Raw genomic sequence first — 18,381 nt, 5'->3', positions numbered from 1 at the left:
GTCATCCATGGGGGATACTCCTTAATACCCATCTGTATAAAAATCCGAAGTGTTTAAATGGTGATGGATGTGAAAACCATTAATTTACAATAAGTTGTGTAATAAATATTAATTATCCCAAAGGGGTATATTAGGAATTTACTTTATTTTTCATCCCCACCACTCTTGATCGTTATCAATTCCCACGCCGTTTCAGAGCGTTACCTTCGTTTTAAACATTAGCAATGTCGATTTATCAGAGAGCCGACAGGCTCCCACAGGAGAAAACCGATGAGTAAATTCCTGGACCGGTTTCGCTACTTCAAACAGAAGGGTGATACCTTTGCCGATGGGCATGGCCAGCTTCTCAATACCAACCGTGACTGGGAGGATGGATATCGCCAGCGTTGGCAGCATGACAAAATCGTCCGCTCTACCCACGGGGTAAACTGCACCGGCTCCTGCAGCTGGAAAATCTACGTTAAAAACGGTCTGGTGACCTGGGAAACCCAGCAGACTGACTATCCGCGTACTCGTCCGGATCTGCCAAACCATGAACCTCGCGGCTGTCCGCGCGGTGCCAGCTACTCCTGGTATCTCTATAGCGCCAATCGCCTGAAATACCCAATGATGCGTAAACGCCTGATGAAAATGTGGCGTGAAGCGAAGGCGCAGCATAGCGATCCGGTTGAGGCATGGGCTTCTATTATCGAAGACGCCGATAAAGCGAAAAGCTTTAAACAGGCGCGTGGACGCGGTGGTTTTGTTCGTTCTTCCTGGCAGGAAGTGAACGAACTGATCGCCGCATCTAACGTTTACACCATCAAAAACTACGGCCCGGACCGTGTCGCCGGCTTCTCGCCAATTCCGGCAATGTCGATGGTTTCTTACGCATCAGGTGCTCGCTATCTCTCGCTGCTTGGCGGTACTTGCTTAAGCTTCTACGACTGGTACTGCGACCTGCCTCCTGCGTCTCCGCAAACCTGGGGCGAGCAAACTGACGTACCGGAATCTGCTGACTGGTACAACTCCAGCTACATCATCGCTTGGGGTTCAAACGTCCCGCAGACGCGTACCCCGGATGCTCACTTCTTTACTGAAGTGCGTTACAAAGGCACCAAAACTGTTGCCGTCACGCCGGACTACGCTGAAATCGCCAAACTGTGCGATCTGTGGCTGGCACCGAAACAGGGCACCGACGCAGCAATGGCGCTGGCAATGGGTCACGTGATGCTGCGTGAATTCCATCTTGATAACCCAAGCCAGTATTTCACCGATTATGTGCGCCGCTACACCGACATGCCGATGCTGGTAATGCTGGAAGAGCGCGACGGTTATTACGCTGCGGGTCGTATGCTGCGCGCCGCCGATCTGGTTGATGCGCTGGGTCAGGAAAACAACCCGGAATGGAAAACCGTAGCCTTTAATACGCAAGGTGAAATGGTTGCGCCGAACGGTTCGATCGGTTTCCGTTGGGGCGAGAAGGGCAAATGGAATCTTGAACAGCGCGACGGCAAAACTGGTGAAGAAACCGAACTGCAACTGAGTCTGCTGGGTAGTCAGGATGAGATCGCTGAAGTGGGCTTCCCGTACTTTGGCGGCGACGGCACGGAACACTTCAATAAAGTGGAGCTGGAAAACATTCTGCTGCACAAGCTGCCGGTAAAACGCCTGCAACTGGCTGATGGCAGCACTGCACTGGTGACCACCGTTTATGATTTGACGCTGGCAAACTACGGCCTGGAGCGTGGTCTGAACGACGTTAACTGCGCGACCAGCTATGACGACGTGAAAGCCTACACCCCTGCGTGGGCTGAGCAGATCACCGGTGTTTCTCGTAGCCAGATTATCCGTATTGCCCGTGAATTTGCCGACAACGCTGATAAAACTCACGGTCGTTCGATGATTATCGTCGGTGCCGGTCTGAACCACTGGTATCACCTCGATATGAACTATCGCGGTCTGATCAACATGCTGATTTTCTGCGGCTGTGTCGGTCAGAGCGGCGGTGGCTGGGCACACTACGTGGGTCAGGAAAAACTGCGTCCGCAAACCGGCTGGCAGCCGCTGGCGTTTGCCCTTGACTGGCAGCGTCCGGCGCGTCACATGAACAGCACCTCTTACTTTTATAACCACTCCAGCCAGTGGCGTTATGAAACCGTGACCGCAGAAGAGTTGCTGTCGCCGATGGCGGATAAATCCCGCTATACCGGACACTTGATCGACTTCAACGTGCGTGCGGAACGTATGGGCTGGCTGCCGTCTGCGCCGCAGCTAGGCACTAACCCGCTGACTATTGCTCGCGAAGCAGAAAAAGCGGGCATGAATCCGGTGGACTATACGGTGAAATCCCTGAAAGAGGGTTCAATCCGTTTTGCTGCGGAACAACCGGAAAACGGCAAGAACCATCCGCGTAACCTGTTCATCTGGCGTTCTAACCTGCTGGGCTCTTCCGGTAAAGGTCATGAGTTTATGCTCAAGTATCTGCTGGGGACGGAACACGGTATCCAGGGTAAAGATCTGGGGCAGCAGGGCGGCGTGAAGCCGGAAGAAGTGGACTGGCAGGATAACGGTCTGGAAGGCAAGCTGGATCTGGTGGTGACGCTGGACTTCCGTCTGTCGAGCACTTGTCTCTATTCCGACATCATTTTGCCGACGGCGACCTGGTACGAAAAAGACGACATGAATACTTCGGATATGCATCCGTTTATTCACCCGCTGTCTGCGGCGGTCGATCCGGCCTGGGAAGCGAAAAGCGACTGGGAAATCTACAAAGCCATCGCGAAGAAATTCTCCGAAGTGTGCGTTGGTCATCTGGGTAAAGAAACCGACATCGTTACGCTGCCAATTCAGCACGACTCCGCCGCCGAACTGGCGCAGCCGCTGGATGTGAAAGACTGGAAAAAAGGCGAATGCGACCTGATCCCAGGTAAAACCGCACCGCACATTATGGTGGTTGAGCGCGATTATCCGGCCACTTACGAACGCTTTACCTCTATCGGCCCACTGATGGAGAAAATCGGTAACGGCGGTAAAGGGATTGCCTGGAACACCCAGAGCGAGATGGATCTGCTGCGTAAGCTCAACTACACCAAGGCTGAAGGTCCGGCGAAAGGCCAGCCGATGCTCAACACCGCAATTGATGCGGCAGAGATGATCCTGACGCTGGCACCGGAAACCAACGGTCAGGTAGCCGTGAAAGCCTGGGCGGCACTGAGCGAGTTTACCGGTCGCGACCATACGCATCTGGCGCTGAATAAAGAAGACGAGAAAATCCGCTTCCGCGATATTCAGGCACAGCCGCGCAAAATTATCTCCAGCCCGACCTGGTCTGGTCTGGAAGATGAACACGTTTCTTACAACGCCGGTTACACCAACGTTCACGAGCTGATCCCGTGGCGTACGCTCTCTGGTCGTCAGCAGCTGTATCAGGATCATCAGTGGATGCGTGATTTTGGTGAAAGCCTGCTGGTTTATCGTCCGCCGATCGATACCCGTTCGGTGAAAGAAGTGATGGGACAGAAATCCAACGGTAACCCGGAAAAAGCCCTGAACTTCCTGACGCCACACCAGAAGTGGGGTATTCATTCCACTTACAGCGACAACCTGCTGATGCTGACTTTAGGTCGCGGTGGGCCGGTGGTCTGGCTGAGCGAAGCCGATGCCAAAGATTTGGGAATTGCCGACAACGACTGGATTGAAGTCTTCAACAGCAATGGTGCGCTGACTGCCCGTGCGGTTGTCAGCCAGCGTGTTCCGGCAGGGATGACCATGATGTACCACGCGCAGGAACGTATCGTTAACCTGCCGGGTTCGGAAATCACGCAGCAGCGTGGGGGTATTCATAACTCGGTCACCCGTATCACGCCGAAACCGACGCATATGATCGGCGGCTATGCCCATCTGGCATACGGCTTTAACTACTACGGCACCGTAGGTTCTAACCGCGATGAGTTTGTTGTAGTGCGTAAGATGAAGAACATTGACTGGTTAGATGGCGAAGGCAATGACCAGGTACAGGAGAGCGTAAAATGAAAATTCGTTCACAAGTCGGCATGGTGCTGAATCTCGATAAGTGCATCGGCTGCCACACCTGTTCAGTTACCTGTAAAAACGTCTGGACCAGCCGCGAAGGCGTTGAGTACGCGTGGTTCAACAACGTTGAAACCAAACCGGGTCAGGGTTTCCCTACCGACTGGGAAAACCAGGAAAAATACAAAGGCGGTTGGATCCGTAAAATCAACGGCAAACTGCAACCGCGTATGGGTAACCGCGCGATGCTGCTGGGTAAAATCTTCGCCAACCCGCATTTGCCGGGGATCGACGATTATTACGAGCCGTTCGATTTTGATTATCAGAACCTGCATACCGCGCCGGAAGGCAGCAAATCGCAGCCGATTGCCCGTCCGCGTTCGCTGATTACTGGCGAACGGATGGCGAAAATCGAAAAGGGGCCGAACTGGGAAGATGACCTGGGCGGCGAGTTTGACAAACTGGCGAAAGACAAGAACTTCGACAACATCCAGAAGGCGATGTATAGCCAGTTCGAAAACACCTTCATGATGTATCTGCCGCGTCTGTGCGAACACTGCCTTAACCCGGCATGTGTGGCGACCTGTCCGAGCGGGGCTATCTACAAACGTGAAGAAGATGGCATCGTACTGATCGATCAGGATAAATGCCGTGGCTGGCGTATGTGCATCACCGGATGCCCGTACAAAAAAATCTACTTCAACTGGAAGAGCGGTAAATCTGAGAAGTGCATCTTCTGCTATCCGCGTATTGAAGCCGGTCAGCCGACGGTGTGCTCAGAAACCTGTGTTGGTCGTATCCGTTATCTTGGCGTGCTGTTGTACGATGCTGACGCCATTGAACGTGCAGCCAGCACCGAGAACGAGAAAGATCTCTACCAGCGTCAGCTGGAAGTGTTCCTCGATCCGAACGATCCGAAAGTCATCGAGCAGGCGATTAAAGACGGTATTCCGCTGAGCGTTATTGAAGCCGCACAACAGTCGCCGGTTTATAAAATGGCGATGGAATGGAAACTGGCGCTGCCGCTGCATCCAGAATATCGCACATTGCCGATGGTCTGGTACGTGCCGCCTCTGTCACCGATTCAGTCTGCGGCAGACGCGGGCGAGCTGGGTAGCAACGGCATTCTGCCAGACGTAGAAAGCCTGCGTATCCCGGTTCAGTACCTGGCGAATCTGCTGACCGCCGGTGATACCCAACCGGTACTGCTCGCGTTGAAACGTATGCTGGCAATGCGTCATTACAAACGAGCTGAAACCGTTGACGGTAAAGTTGATACCCGTGCGCTGGAAGAGGTCGGCCTGACCGAAGCCCAGGCACAGGAGATGTACCGTTATCTGGCGATTGCAAACTACGAAGATCGCTTTGTGGTGCCGAGCAGCCATCGTGAACTGGCGCGGGAAGCCTTCCCGGAGAAAAATGGTTGCGGCTTTACCTTTGGTGACGGCTGCCACGGTTCAGATACCAAATTCAATCTGTTCAACAGCCGTCGTATCGATGCCATCGACGTGACCAGCAAAACGGAGCCGCATCCATGATCGAACTCGTGATTGTATCGCGTCTCCTTGAATATCCTGATGCTGCCTTATGGCAGCATCAACAAGAGATGTTTGAGGCGATTGCTGCGTCGGAAAATCTGTCGAAAGAGGATGCCCATGCGCTGGGCATTTTCCTGCGCGATTTAACCGCGATGGATCCGCTGGACGCTCAGGCGCAGTACAGCGAACTGTTCGACCGTGGTCGCGCCACGTCGCTGTTACTGTTTGAACATGTGCACGGCGAATCCCGCGATCGTGGTCAGGCGATGGTGGATTTGCTGGCGCAGTATGAGCAACACGGCTTGCAGTTAAACAGTCGTGAACTGCCGGATCATCTGCCGTTGTATCTGGAGTACCTGGCGCAGCTGCCGCAAAGCGAAGCCGTGGAAGGTTTGAAAGATATCGCGCCGATTCTGGCGTTGCTAAGTGCTCGTCTGCAACAGCGTGAAAGCCGTTATGCAGTGCTGTTTGATCTGCTGCTGAAACTGGCGAATACCGCTATAGACAGCGACAAAGTGGCGGAAAAAATTGCCGATGAAGCGCGCGATGATACGCCGCAGGCGCTGGATGCTGTCTGGGAAGAAGAGCAGGTTAAATTCTTTGCTGACAAAGGCTGCGGTGATTCGGCAATCACTGCTCATCAGCGTCGCTTTGCCGGTGCCGTCGCGCCGCAATATCTGAATATCACCACCGGAGGACAGCACTAATGCAATTCCTGAATATGTTCTTCTTTGATATCTACCCGTACATTGCCGGGGCGGTCTTCCTGATTGGTAGCTGGCTGCGCTATGACTACGGGCAGTACACCTGGCGCGCGGCGTCCAGCCAGATGCTGGATCGCAAAGGGATGAACCTGGCGTCTAACCTGTTCCATATCGGGATTCTGGGGATTTTTGTCGGTCACTTCTTCGGTATGCTGACGCCGCACTGGATGTATGAAGCCTGGCTGCCAATTGAAGTGAAACAGAAAATGGCGATGTTTGCTGGTGGTGCCAGCGGCGTGCTGTGTCTGATTGGCGGTGTACTGTTGCTGAAACGCCGCCTGTTCAGCCCACGCGTGCGTGCAACGACTACCGGAGCGGATATCTTGATCCTGTCGCTGCTCGTTATCCAGTGCGCGCTGGGCCTGCTGACCATTCCGTTCTCCGCTCAGCATATGGACGGTAGCGAGATGATGAAACTGGTTGGCTGGGCGCAGTCGGTAGTGACCTTCCACGGTGGCGCTTCTCAGCACCTTGATGGCGTGGCGTTTATCTTCCGTTTGCACCTGGTGCTGGGGATGACGTTATTCCTGCTGTTCCCGTTCTCGCGTCTGGTACACATCTGGAGCGTACCGGTGGAGTATCTGACGCGTAAGTATCAGCTGGTGCGTGCTCGCCACTAAGCGAAATTTAGTTCACATAGACCCTGCTTCGGCGGGGTTTTTTGTTTTGTGTAAAAGTGTGCAGACCTAAAAACAGGCATGACGAATTCTGTGTGACAACAAGAAATAAATGGTTAGTAAATTGGTTTAGAAGAGTATTTTCAGGAAGTAATGGTGGTGGGGGAAGGATTATTCGTCGCTTCGCTCCTCACCCTTCGGGCCGTTGCCTGCGGCAACGTTCTCTCGCTTTCGCTCGAGTCGAACCTTAATCGAAGGTTCTCACCCTTCCTCGATGAGTGCAAAGATTAACAATCTCACCGAAGTTACCACATCGCTGTGGTGAATAATGGTGGTGGGGGAAGGATTCGAACCTTCGAAGTCGATGACGGCAGATTTACAGTCTGCTCCCTTTGGCCGCTCGGGAACCCCACCAGGGGAAAATCAAATTGTAGGTAATGCTGAAGATGGTGGTGGGGGAAGGATTATTCGTCGCTTCGCTCCTCACCCTTCGGGCCGTTGCCTGCGGCAACGTTCTCTCGCTTTCGCTCGAGTCGAACCTTAATCGAAGGTTCTCACCCTTCCTCGATGAGTGCAAAGATTAACAATCTCACCGAAGTTACCACATCGCTGTGGTGAATAATGGTGGTGGGGGAAGGATTCGAACCTTCGAAGTCGATGACGGCAGATTTACAGTCTGCTCCCTTTGGCCGCTCGGGAACCCCACCACGGGGTAATGCTTTTTACTGGCCTGCTCCCTCATTGGGAAGCGGGGCGCATCATACCAAATGACACGCCGCTGTAAAGCGTTACGTTGAGAAAAATGAACTGGTTGCGTAATTTTCATCCGTAACGGATTAAAGGTAACCAGTTCTTTTGCTGGCGATTAAAGAATAATCGTCCGGTTACCGTAAACAAACACACGTTGCGCCAAAACCTGGTAAAGGGCGCGGCTTAATACGTTTTTCTCGACGTCACGACCTGCACGCATCATATCTTCGGCTGTATAAGTGTGATCCACATGAATAACGTCCTGCATAATGATTGGACCTTCATCCAGATTGTCATTTACATAGTGTGCCGTTGCGCCAATTATCTTCACGCCGCGTTCATAGGCCTGATGATATGGACGTGCCCCAATAAACGCCGGCAGGAATGAGTGGTGAATATTGATAATTTTATTCGGGAAGCGCGCTACAAATTCCGGCGTTAATACGCGCATATACTTCGCCAGCACAACGTAATCAGGCTGATAAGCATCAATGGCATCCGCCATCTTTTGATCGTGCTCGTTGCGACTTAATCCTTCATGGCTGACCAGTTCAAATGGAATATCAAAACGTTCAACCAGCGAACGCAAGGTATCGTGGTTGCCGATGACTGCCGCGATTTCCACATCCAGTCCACCGTAATTGGCTTTCATCAGCAGATCGCCAAGGCAATGCGCTTCTTTAGTGACCAGAATGACTATCCGGCGACGACCGGCGGGATTTAGTTCGCGCACAGAGCCTTCCGGCAATGCGCTATCGAGATCCGCCAGCAGGGTCGAATCATTAAAAATGCCTTCCAGTTCCGTGCGCATAAAAAAGCGTCCGGTACGATGATCAACAAATTCATTGTTCTGCACGATATTTAACTCGTGCTTGTAGCAAATATTAGTAATGCGCGCGATTAGACCTTTTTGATCCGGACAAATAGTACGCAGAACTTTTCGTTGGAGTGAGTGCATTGCTGGAAAAACCTTGTTGAGAGTGTTTGCTAAACCGTACCGTCAACCATTATTGGCCGCAGCACTTTTTAAATTTTTTACCTGAACCACAAGGGCAGGGATCGTTGCGGCCAAACTGCGGACGTGTACCGTCAATATAGTACCACTGACCGTTTTCTTTCAAAAATCGCGAACGTTCAATTATCGCTCCTGTTTTACCCTGTTCGGCAAATCGGGCGACGAAGCTAACATAACCTACGTTATCTCCTTCGTGATATGAACGCTCAAATACGGTCAGCCCTAACCATTCGGTATGCGCAAATCCGGCAATCAATTCGGCACGTAACGCCGCTGCGCCACAGGACGGATGCCAGGTCTTAATTAAATAATCTGCGTCCTGCATCACAAAAGCGCAGTAACGCGAACGCATGAGATGTTCTGGATCAGGTGCGACCTTTTCACCAGACACATAACGGTGGCAACATAGGCTATACTCGACAGCACTACCACAGGGACAAAGCTCAGACACAAATAATCTCCCTGGAAACAATAACGGCGTATTAATCGCCTGCGTAGCACTATGTTAACCGAGCAGTAGCGATGTGGCTACGGCTGCATTCCAGGGGAAGCCTTCAGGAACAATGAGAAAGATAAAAATAGGGCTGGCGCTAGGATCTGGCGCGGCGCGAGGATGGTCGCATATTGGCGTCATTAACGCGCTTAAAAAAATGGGCATTGAAATAGATATCGTCGCTGGATGTTCAATCGGTTCGCTGGTGGGCGCTGCTTTTGCATGCGATCGCCTGACCGCGCTTGAACAGTGGGTTACCTCTTTTAGCTATTGGGATGTTTTACGGCTGATGGATCTTTCCTGGCAGCGTGGTGGATTGTTGCGCGGTGAGCGTGTGTTCAACCAGTACCGCGAAATAATGCCGGAAACAGAGATCGAAAATTGTTCACGCCGTTTCGCTGCGGTTGCCACTAATTTAAGCACGGGGCGAGAACTCTGGTTTACCGAAGGCGACCTCCATCTTGCTATTCGTGCATCATGCAGCATCCCCGGCCTAATGGCGCCGGTCGCTCATAACGGCTATTGGCTGGTTGATGGCGCAGTTGTTAATCCGATTCCTATTTCCCTCACGCGTGCGATGGGCGCTGATATTGTGATTGCGGTCGATCTGCAGCACGATGCTCATTTAATGCAACAAGATCTCCTTTCATTTAATGTCAGTGAAGATAATGGCGAGAACGACGATCCTCTCCCGTGGCATGCGCGTTTGAAAGAACGATTAAGCAGTATAACGGCACGTCGGGCAGTGACTGCGCCAACCGCAACAGAGATTATGACCACGTCTATCCAGGTGCTGGAAAACCGTCTTAAACGAAACCGTATGGCTGGGGATCCGCCTGATATTCTGATTCAACCTTTATGCCCGCAGATATCCACTCTGGATTTTCATCGTGCAAATGCTGCCATTGCGGCAGGACAATTAGCGGTAGAGAAGAAAATGGATGAACTTTTACCGCTGGTTCGAACCAACGTTTTGACCTGATTTTTTATCTACACTTAAGTTAATTCTGACAGGCACTGATGGCAATAGCATGTCACTATTGAATAAAGCCAGTCAGGGGAGAGAACATGACGCAGCCATTGGTCGGAAAACAGATTCTCATAGTTGAAGATGAGCCAGTCTTTCGCTCGCTTCTGGATTCATGGTTTTCCTCATTGGGAGCAACAACAGTACTGGCGGCTGATGGGGTGGATGCCCTTGAGCTACTGGGCGGTTTAACACCCGATCTGATGATATGTGATATTGCAATGCCAAGAATGAATGGCTTAAAACTGCTGGAACATATACGCAACCGGGGAGACCAAACCCCGGTTCTGGTGATTTCTGCTACGGAAAATATGGCAGATATTGCGAAAGCATTACGGCTGGGTGTGGAAGATGTTTTGCTGAAACCAGTTAAAGACCTTAATCGCTTACGTGAGATGGTTTTTGCTTGCCTGTATCCCAGCATGTTTAACTCCAGGGTTGAGGAAGAAGAAAGGCTTTTTCGCGATTGGGATGCAATGGTCGATAATCCGACAGCTGCCGCGAAATTATTGCAAGAATTACAACCACCGGTTCAGCAGGAGATTTCCCATTGCCGGGTTAATTATCGCCAACTCGTTGCTGTTGATAAACCTGGGCTGGTACTTGATATTGCAGCACTTTCGGAAAACGATCTGGCTTTTTATTGCCTTGATGTAACCCGTGCTGGACATAATGGCGTCCTTGCCGCCTTGTTATTACGTGCGTTGTTTAATGGCTTATTACAAGAACAGCTTGCGCACCAGAATCAACCTTTGCCTGAGTTAGGCGCGTTATTGAAGCAGGTAAACCATTTACTACGCCAGGCCAATCTGCCCGGTCAATTTCCTCTATTAGTCGGCTATTATCATCGTGAATTAAAAAATCTCATTCTGGTATCCGCAGGCTTGAATGCGACGTTGAATGCGGGTGAACACCAGATTCAAATCAGTAATGGCGTTCCGTTAGGAACATTAGGCAACACTTATTTGAATCAATTGAGTCAGAGATGTGATGCCTGGCAATGCCAAATTTGGGGCGCTGGTGGAAGGCTACGCTTGATGTTGTCTGCGAATTGAGCAAACGATAATTTGGGATAAAATTGCATTACCCGCTAATGTCGGCTGGTGGTACTATCGTCGCCATTCGTATAAGTAATTGTCTTAATTATGTTAACTCGCTTCCTTTTCGGAACCAGGCGTCGCCAGGGTACTGATATACTGGGATGTGATACAGAAATATGAACACGTTCAATACACGAACAGTCCAGGAGAATTTAAATGGCTGCCATTAACACGAAAGTCAAAAAAGCCGTTATCCCCGTAGCGGGATTAGGAACCAGGATGTTGCCGGCGACGAAAGCTATCCCGAAAGAGATGCTACCGCTTGTCGATAAGCCATTAATTCAATACGTCGTGAATGAATGTATTGCGGCTGGTATTACTGAAATTGTGCTGGTTACTCACTCATCGAAAAACTCTATTGAAAACCACTTTGATACCAGTTTTGAACTGGAAGCAATGCTGGAAAAACGTGTAAAACGCCAGCTGCTTGATGAAGTGCAGTCTATTTGCCCTCCGCACGTAACTATTATGCAAGTTCGTCAGGGGCTGGCGAAAGGTTTAGGGCACGCAGTATTGTGTGCTCACCCGGTAGTTGGTGATGAACCTGTGGCTGTTATTTTGCCTGATGTTATTCTGGATGAATATGAATCTGATTTGTCGCAGGATAACCTCGCAGAGATGATCCGCCGCTTTGATGAAACTGGCCATAGCCAGATCATGGTTGAGCCTGTTGCTGATGTGACTGCATATGGTGTTGTGGATTGCAAAGGCGTGGACTTAGCGCCAGGTGAAAGTGTGCCGATGGTCGGTGTAGTAGAAAAACCGAAAGCAGATGTTGCACCGTCCAATCTCGCTATTGTGGGTCGTTACGTACTTAGCGCCGATATTTGGCCGCTGCTGGCAAAAACTCCTCCGGGAGCAGGCGATGAAATTCAACTTACCGATGCTATTGATATGCTGATCGAAAAAGAAACGGTTGAAGCCTATCACATGAAAGGGAAGAGCCATGACTGCGGTAATAAATTAGGTTACATGCAGGCTTTCGTTGAATACGGTATTCGTCACAACTCGCTGGGTGCTGAATTTAAAGCCTGGCTTGAAGAAGAGATGGGCATTAAGAAGTAACACCAATAGCGGTGTTTTCTACGAAACGGCATTGAGTTATCAATGCCGTTTTTTTATAGCTTATTCTTATTGGATAGTCTTAAAACGGACAATAAAAAATCCCGCCAATGGCGGGATTTTAAGCGAGCGTAATCTAAAAAAGATTATTACTTGATCAGGAAATCGTCGAGGGATTTACCTTGCTCATCCATTGCTTTTTTGATTACAGCCGGAGTACGACCCTGGCCAGTCCAGGTTTTGGTTTCGCCGTTCTCGTCAACGTAGCTATATTTAGCTGGACGCTGTGCGCGTTTAGCTTTGGTGCCGGATTTAACAGCCGCCATGCTATTCAGCAGTTCGTTCGGGTCAATACCGTCAGCGATCAGCATTTCACGATATTGTTGCAGTTTACGAGTGCGTTCTTCAACTTCAGCAGCAGCCGCACTTTCTTCTTCGCGACGCTCGTTAACAACTACTTCTAATTTTTCCAGCATTTCTTCCAGCGTTTCAAGTGTACATTCTCTTGCTTGCGCACGAAGAGTACGGATGTTGTTCAGAATTTTAAGTGCTTCGCTCATTGTAGTAATCTCAAACTTATATTGGGGTGGTTTGTTGAGGTAATAATAGAGCCTTAAATTCAGTTGTGCAATAGCCAGGAATGTAAGGAATTCAAAATTGTTCTTTATTTTGTGCCGCCAATAAATATCTTTTCATAAAATTAGCCAGAAAAGATGCGGCATATAGCCCTATTTGCACCGATGATTTCGCATCACCTAAGGTTAAAACTTCCTGATTCATGTCACATTTTATGTAGGGATTAACACGCGCTGACGTCTTTTACTCTTCGGTATTAGTCATGTTTACGAAAAATCCTCTATTAAGAGAATGATGAAAAGAAGAACAGTCGCAATAAGTGCAGGGACTTCGTATTGCCGTATCCTGGAGGTCAACAGAGGGTTATTACTTGTGCAACAAGTTAAAGATTGTGAATAGTTACCAGGAGTCATTTACGCAGTTATAACAAGCAAAAACAGACGCAATGATAGCTCTGAAGGATTATGTCATCCTTCTTAAGGAATGATGTATATACGCTCTTCTGCGTGTACTGTTGGGCTGTAAAACTGGCGAATTATGATAAACTTCAGCCAACTTTATTTCATATCATTGAGGGCCTGTGGCTGATGGCACAGCTATATTTCTACTATTCCGCAATGAACGCGGGTAAGTCTACGGCATTGTTGCAATCTTCATACAATTACCAGGAACGCGGTATGCGGACCGTCGTATATACGGCGGAAATTGACGATCGTTTCGGGGCAGGGAAAGTCAGCTCGCGTATAGGTTTGTCATCACCGGCAAAATTATTTAACCAAAATTCATCATTATTTGATGAGATTCGTGCGGAACATGAACAACAGGCAATTCATTGTGTACTGGTTGATGAATGCCAGTTTTTAACCAGACAACAAGTATATGAATTATCGGAGGTTGTCGATCAACTCGATATACCCGTTCTTTGTTATGGTTTACGTACAGATTTTCGCGGTGAATTATTTACCGGCAGTCAATACTTACTGGCATGGTCAGACAAACTGGTCGAATTAAAAACTATCTGCTTTTGTGGTCGTAAAGCAAGCATGGTGCTACGTCTTGATCAAGAGGGTAGGCCTTATAACGAAGGCGAACAGGTAGTTATTGGTGGTAATGAGCGTTATGTCTCGGTTTGTCGTAAACACTATAAAGAAGCGTTAGAAGTCGGTTCTTTGACGGCTATTCAAGAAAGACATCAACACGATTAATAAGATTTTCTTTACTGACAGGATGAATCGAGGCTTTTATCCTGTCAGTTCGTTTTACTAACTTCTTCCGAGTCATAATCCTTTCTCTACTCCTAACCATCGCTAAAAACGTAACAGAACGATTTAGTGCTTCGTCATCTACGATGTTGAGTCATTTTCAGGTTATCGCGGTTTGTGCGCATTAGATAACAGTATATATATGAGAATACTAATGCTGTTGGGTTATTTGACTTTGCATAGCGTGTGGCGAAAACAAAAAAACGGCCCCAAAAGGGACCGTTTATGAGGATGTACAGAGTTACTGATTAAGCGGATTTCTTCGCTTTTTTCTCTGCTTTAGCTGGAGCTGCTTCCTTTGCTGCCGCCGGTGCTCCTTCTACGTAATCACGACCATAGTAGGTATCCAGCAGAATCTGTTTCAGCTCGGAGATCAGCGGGTAACGCGGGTTAGCGCCGGTGCACTGGTCATCGAATGCGTCTTCAGACAGTTTATCTACGTTCGCCAGGAAGTCAGCTTCCTGAACGCCAGCCTCACGGATAGATTTCGGAATACCCAGTTCTGCTTTCAGCGTTTCCAGCCATGCCAGCAGTTTCTCGATCTTCGCAGCAGTACGGTCACCCGGTGCGCTCAGACCCAGATGGTCTGCGATTTCAGCATAACGACGACGAGCCTGCGGACGATCGTACTGGCTGAATGCAGTCTGCTTGGTCGGGTTGTCATTCGCGTTGTAGCGGATAACGTTACAAATCAGCAGGGCGTTGGCCAGACCGTGCGGAATATGGAACTGGGAACCCAGTTTGTGCGCCATTGAGTGACATACACCCAGGAAGGCGTTCGCAAACGCGATACCCGCGATAGTTGCCGCACTGTGAACACGTTCACGCGCTACCGGATTTTTATACCCTTCGTGGTAGGACGCTGGCAGATATTCTTTCAGCAGTTTCAGTGCCTGCAGAGCCTGACCGTCAGAGAACTCAGATGCCAGTACAGAAACATAAGCTTCCATGGCGTGAGTGACTGCGTCCAGACCACCGAAAGCACACAGAGACTTCGGCATATCCATAACCAGGTTGGCGTCAACAATCGCCATATCCGGGGTCAGTGCATAGTCTGCCAGCGGATATTTCTGACCTGTTGCGTCGTCGGTTACAACCGCAAACGGAGTCACTTCAGAACCTGTGCCGGAAGTGGTGGTGACGGCGATCATTTTCGCTTTCACGCCCATTTTCGGGAACTTGTAGATGCGTTTACGGATATCCATAAAGCGCAGCGCCAGTTCTTCGAAGTGAGTTTCTGGATGTTCGTACATAACCCACATGATTTTCGCGGCGTCCATCGGGGAACCACCACCCAGCGCGATGATCACGTCTGGCTTGAAGGAGTTCGCCAGTTCGGCACCTTTACGAACGATGCTCAGTGTCGGGTCAGCTTCAACTTCAAAGAAGACTTCAGTTTCAACGCCGGCAGCTTTCAGTACAGAAGTAATCTGGTCAGCATAACCGTTGTTGAACAGGAAGCGGTCAGTCACGATGAGCGCACGTTTGTGGCCATCAGTAATCACTTCATCCAGCGCGATTGGCAGTGAGCCACGGCGGAAGTAGATAGATTTCGGAAGTTTGTGCCACAACATGTTTTCAGCTCGCTTAGCAACGGTTTTCTTGTTGATCAAGTGTTTTGGACCAACGTTTTCAGAGATGGAGTTACCACCCCAGGAACCACAACCCAGAGTCAGGGAAGGTGCGAGTTTGAAGTTATACAGGTCACCGATACCACCCTGAGAAGCCGGGGTGTTGATCAGGATACGGGCAGTTTTCATTTTCTGACCGAAGTAGGCAACGCGTGCCGGTTGGTTATCCTGGTCGGTGTACAGGCAAGAGGTATGACCGATACCGCCCATGGCAACCAGTTTCTCTGCTTTCTCTACCGCGTCTTCGAAATCTTTTGCACGGTACATTGCCAGAGTCGGGGACAGTTTTTCATGTGCGAACGGTTCGCTTTCATCAACAACGGTCACTTCACCGATCAGAATCTTAGTGTTTTCTGGTACAGAGAAGCCCGCCAGTTCAGCAATTTTATAAGCCGGTTGACCAACGATAGCTGCGTTCAGTGCGCCGTTTTTCAGGATAACGTCCTGAACGGCTTTCAGCTCTTTACCCTGCAGCATGTAACCGCCGTGGGTAGCGAAACGTTCACGTACAGCGTCATAAACAGAGTCAACAACAACAACAGACTGTTCAGAAGCACAGATTACGCCGTTGTCGAAGGTTTTGGACATCAGTACGGATGCAACTGCACGTTTGATATCTGCGGTTTCATCGATAACAACCGGAGTGTTACCAGCACCTACACCGATTGCCGGTTTACCGGAGCTGTATGCTGCTTTAACCATGCCCGGACCACCGGTCGCGAGAATCAGGTTAATGTCAGGGTGGTGCATCAGCGCGTTGGACAGTTCAACAGAAGGTTGATCGATCCAGCCAATCAGATCTTTCGGTGCACCAGCAGCGATAGCAGCCTGCAGAACGATATCAGCAGCTTTGTTGGTTGCATCTTTTGCACGCGGATGCGGAGAGAAGATGATGGCGTTGCGGGTCTTCAGGCTGATCAGCGATTTGAAGATTGCCGTTGAAGTCGGGTTAGTCGTTGGAACGATACCGCAGATAATACCGATTGGTTCAGCGATAGTGATAGTACCGAAAGTGTCGTCTTCAGACAGAACACCGCAGGTTTTTTCATCTTTATAGGCGTTGTAGATATATTCAGAAGCAAAGTGGTTTTTAATTACTTTATCTTCGACGATACCCATGCCGGATTCGGCAACGGCCATTTTCGCGAGTGGGATTCGAGCATCTGCGGCAGCCAGAGCGGCGGCGCGGAAGATTTTATCAACTTGCTCTTGAGTGAAACTGGCATATTCACGCTGGGCTTTTTTTACACGCTCTACGAGTGCGTTAAGTTCAGCGACATTAGTAACAGCCATAATGCTCTCCTGATAATGTTAAACTTTTTTAGTAAATCATCTGCTCGAATACGAGAGTATAGTCAGTGTGGTGATGATTTGCTTAACCTATGAAAATCAAAAGCTTACTCGCGCTCACACTCACTGTGATTTACTAAAAGAGTTTAAACATTAGAGAGACTAATCTCTAATGCGTCACTTCCAGGTGGCGTAAGCAAGATTACTCACTTCTGGGTACTGATTACGTGATCTAGATCAAAATTCCGCAAAGCTGACACCTTTCAGCTCCGCTTTTAGCTATAAAAGCTAATAGTTAATAAATTGTAGTATTTATTGTTGGCTACATTAGCATGTTTTGCACGACTAGATAACAATAATGAATGATAGTAATTTTAAGCGGTTAGGAGGTGAAAAATGCTGCCAAAAGGCGTATTGTCAGCGCGTATTTTTTTACCTTTGTTTATGGCTAACATTATCCGGCTTTTGCTTCGGAGCTAACCGTGATTCAGACACTCTTTGATTTTCCCGTTTACTTTAAATTTTTCATCGGGTTATTTGCGCTGGTTAACCCGGTTGGGATTATCCCCGTGTTTATCAGTATGACCAGCTATCAGACTGCGGCAGCGAGAAACAAAACAAATCTGACTGCCAACCTGTCGGTAGCGATTATCTTGTGGATCTCGCTTTTTCTCGGCGACACGATTCTGCAACTTTTTGGAATATCGATTGATTCGTTCCGCATCGCGGGCGGCATACTGGTGGTTACAATTGCGATGTCGATGATCAGCGGTAAGCTTGGTGAGGATAAACAGAACAAACAAGAGAAATCAGAAACCGCAATTCGAGAAAGCATCGGCGTTGTACCGCTCGCATTGCCTTTGATGGCGGGGCCAGGGGCGATCAGTTCAACTATCGTTTGGGGAACGCGTTATCACAGCATTGGTTATCTGTTCGGCTTTTTTGTGGCAATTGCATTGTTTGCTTTATGTTGCTGGGGCTTATTCCGCATGGCGCCCTGGCTGGTGCGAGTTCTGCGCCAGACCGGTATAAACGTGATTACTCGTATTATGGGGTTGCTGCTGATGGCATTAGGGATTGAATTTATCGTTAATGGAATCAAAGGGATTTTCCCTGGTCTGCTCAATTAATTTCTTTCATACGAAATGGAGCCATGGTGCTCCGTTTTTTCGTCATTATTTTTACTTTTGCCCAGCGCAGTTATCAAAAGCAAACGAAATAGATAAATATTTTTCCTCATATTAC

General features: G+C 49.3%; 13 protein-coding genes, 2 tRNA genes and 2 other RNA genes. 9 read left to right on the top strand and 8 right to left on the bottom strand.

Annotation, left to right across the window (positions count from 1 at the left end; genetic code table 11):
- Positions 1-270 precede the first annotated feature (270 nt).
- From BEG40_RS12865 to narI, 4 genes are read left to right on the top strand one after another with little or no spacing between them, the layout of a single operon-like run.
- A complete protein-coding gene (locus BEG40_RS12865; RefSeq protein ID WP_000032863.1) occupies positions 271-4,014 on the top strand; it encodes a nitrate reductase subunit alpha in 3,744 nt (1,247 codons plus the stop codon).
- Complete coding sequence (narH, locus tag BEG40_RS12860; RefSeq protein ID WP_000702663.1) at positions 4,011-5,549, top strand: nitrate reductase subunit beta; 1,539 nt, start codon at positions 4,011-4,013, stop codon at positions 5,547-5,549. Before BEG40_RS12865 ends, narH begins: the two co-directional genes overlap by 4 nt.
- Complete coding sequence (narJ, locus tag BEG40_RS12855; RefSeq protein ID WP_000571678.1) at positions 5,546-6,256, top strand: nitrate reductase molybdenum cofactor assembly chaperone; 711 nt, start codon at positions 5,546-5,548, stop codon at positions 6,254-6,256. The genes narH and narJ overlap by 4 nt, the downstream gene beginning before the upstream one ends.
- A complete protein-coding gene (gene narI / locus BEG40_RS12850) occupies positions 6,256-6,933 on the top strand; it encodes a respiratory nitrate reductase subunit gamma (protein WP_001160110.1) in 678 nt (225 codons plus the stop codon). The genes narJ and narI overlap by 1 nt, the downstream gene beginning before the upstream one ends.
- Positions 6,934-7,084: 151 nt before the next feature.
- Here the strand turns inward: narI and BEG40_RS12845 are convergent.
- The 6 genes from BEG40_RS12845 to BEG40_RS12820 all read right to left on the bottom strand — a co-directional run bounded on the left by BEG40_RS12845 (position 7,085) and on the right by BEG40_RS12820 (position 9,146).
- Positions 7,085-7,216, bottom strand: a non-coding RNA gene (locus BEG40_RS12845) — RtT sRNA.
- 43 nt (positions 7,217-7,259) lie between these two features.
- Positions 7,260-7,344: transfer RNA gene (locus BEG40_RS12840), tRNA-Tyr, on the bottom strand.
- A 33-nt stretch (positions 7,345-7,377) separates the two neighbouring features.
- A non-coding RNA gene (locus BEG40_RS12835) (RtT sRNA) lies at positions 7,378-7,509 on the bottom strand.
- 43 nt (positions 7,510-7,552) lie between these two features.
- Positions 7,553-7,637, bottom strand: a tRNA-Tyr gene (locus tag BEG40_RS12830).
- A 158-nt stretch (positions 7,638-7,795) separates the two neighbouring features.
- Positions 7,796-8,638, bottom strand: coding sequence for a formyltetrahydrofolate deformylase (gene purU, locus BEG40_RS12825; protein WP_000555850.1), 843 nt, complete (start codon positions 8,636-8,638; stop codon positions 7,796-7,798).
- Between the two features lie 49 nt (positions 8,639-8,687).
- Complete coding sequence (locus BEG40_RS12820; protein ID WP_016158404.1) at positions 8,688-9,146, bottom strand: YchJ family protein; 459 nt, start codon at positions 9,144-9,146, stop codon at positions 8,688-8,690.
- A 112-nt stretch (positions 9,147-9,258) separates the two neighbouring features.
- Here BEG40_RS12820 and rssA point away from each other — a divergent pair, with 112 nt between their 5' ends.
- The 3 genes from rssA to galU all read left to right on the top strand — a co-directional run bounded on the left by rssA (position 9,259) and on the right by galU (position 12,380).
- A complete protein-coding gene (rssA, locus tag BEG40_RS12815) occupies positions 9,259-10,170 on the top strand; it encodes a patatin-like phospholipase RssA (RefSeq protein WP_010350469.1) in 912 nt (303 codons plus the stop codon).
- A gap of 86 nt (positions 10,171-10,256) precedes the next feature.
- On the top strand, positions 10,257-11,270 hold the full coding sequence (gene rssB / locus BEG40_RS12810; RefSeq protein WP_000193440.1) for a two-component system response regulator RssB: 1,014 nt from the start codon (positions 10,257-10,259) through the stop codon (positions 11,268-11,270).
- Between the two features lie 201 nt (positions 11,271-11,471).
- Entirely contained in the window at positions 11,472-12,380 is a 909-nt protein-coding gene (galU, locus tag BEG40_RS12805; protein ID WP_000718987.1) for a UTP--glucose-1-phosphate uridylyltransferase GalU, read from the top strand.
- A gap of 146 nt (positions 12,381-12,526) precedes the next feature.
- Here the strand turns inward: galU and hns are convergent, their stop codons facing one another.
- A complete protein-coding gene (hns, locus tag BEG40_RS12800; RefSeq protein WP_001287384.1) occupies positions 12,527-12,937 on the bottom strand; it encodes a histone-like nucleoid-structuring protein H-NS in 411 nt (136 codons plus the stop codon).
- A 603-nt stretch (positions 12,938-13,540) separates the two neighbouring features.
- Here hns and tdk point away from each other — a divergent pair.
- On the top strand, positions 13,541-14,158 hold the full coding sequence (gene tdk, locus BEG40_RS12795; RefSeq protein ID WP_016158403.1) for a thymidine kinase: 618 nt from the start codon (positions 13,541-13,543) through the stop codon (positions 14,156-14,158).
- 305 nt (positions 14,159-14,463) lie between these two features.
- Here the strand turns inward: tdk and adhE are convergent, their stop codons facing one another.
- Positions 14,464-17,139, bottom strand: a complete 2,676-nt coding sequence (gene adhE, locus BEG40_RS12790; RefSeq protein WP_105285513.1) for a bifunctional acetaldehyde-CoA/alcohol dehydrogenase — start codon at positions 17,137-17,139, stop codon at positions 14,464-14,466.
- Positions 17,140-17,618: 479 nt separating this feature from the next.
- Between adhE and ychE the strand changes: the two genes are divergently transcribed.
- The gene (gene ychE / locus BEG40_RS12785) at positions 17,619-18,266 is read left to right on the top strand and encodes an NAAT family transporter YchE (RefSeq protein ID WP_000616769.1); all 648 of its coding nucleotides are present in this window, start codon (positions 17,619-17,621) and stop codon (positions 18,264-18,266) included.
- Positions 18,267-18,381: the final 115 nt, after the last annotated feature.

This window comes from Escherichia sp. MOD1-EC5495 (assembly GCF_002965965.1).
Classification (GTDB): domain Bacteria; phylum Pseudomonadota; class Gammaproteobacteria; order Enterobacterales; family Enterobacteriaceae; genus Escherichia; species Escherichia ruysiae.
The sequence above is the reverse complement of the archived record's forward strand: the minus strand, read 5'-3'. Positions and strand labels throughout refer to the sequence as shown.

What these genes read in the sequence shown, in the direction of transcription:
- BEG40_RS12865 (WP_000032863.1), top strand. Translation starts at nt 271, where the DNA reads ATGAGTAAATTCCTGGACCGGTTTCGCTACTTCAAACAGAAGGGTGAT.
- rssB (WP_000193440.1), top strand. Translation starts at nt 10,257, where the DNA reads ATGACGCAGCCATTGGTCGGAAAACAGATTCTCATAGTTGAAGATGAG.
- adhE (WP_105285513.1), bottom strand. Translation starts at nt 17,139, where the DNA reads ATGGCTGTTACTAATGTCGCTGAACTTAACGCACTCGTAGAGCGTGTA.
- tdk (WP_016158403.1), top strand. Translation starts at nt 13,541, where the DNA reads ATGGCACAGCTATATTTCTACTATTCCGCAATGAACGCGGGTAAGTCT.
- narH (WP_000702663.1), top strand. Translation starts at nt 4,011, where the DNA reads ATGAAAATTCGTTCACAAGTCGGCATGGTGCTGAATCTCGATAAGTGC.
- hns (WP_001287384.1), bottom strand. Translation starts at nt 12,937, where the DNA reads ATGAGCGAAGCACTTAAAATTCTGAACAACATCCGTACTCTTCGTGCG.
- narI (WP_001160110.1), top strand. Translation starts at nt 6,256, where the DNA reads ATGCAATTCCTGAATATGTTCTTCTTTGATATCTACCCGTACATTGCC.
- galU (WP_000718987.1), top strand. Translation starts at nt 11,472, where the DNA reads ATGGCTGCCATTAACACGAAAGTCAAAAAAGCCGTTATCCCCGTAGCG.
- purU (WP_000555850.1), bottom strand. Translation starts at nt 8,638, where the DNA reads ATGCACTCACTCCAACGAAAAGTTCTGCGTACTATTTGTCCGGATCAA.
- rssA (WP_010350469.1), top strand. Translation starts at nt 9,259, where the DNA reads ATGAGAAAGATAAAAATAGGGCTGGCGCTAGGATCTGGCGCGGCGCGA.
- narJ (WP_000571678.1), top strand. Translation starts at nt 5,546, where the DNA reads ATGATCGAACTCGTGATTGTATCGCGTCTCCTTGAATATCCTGATGCT.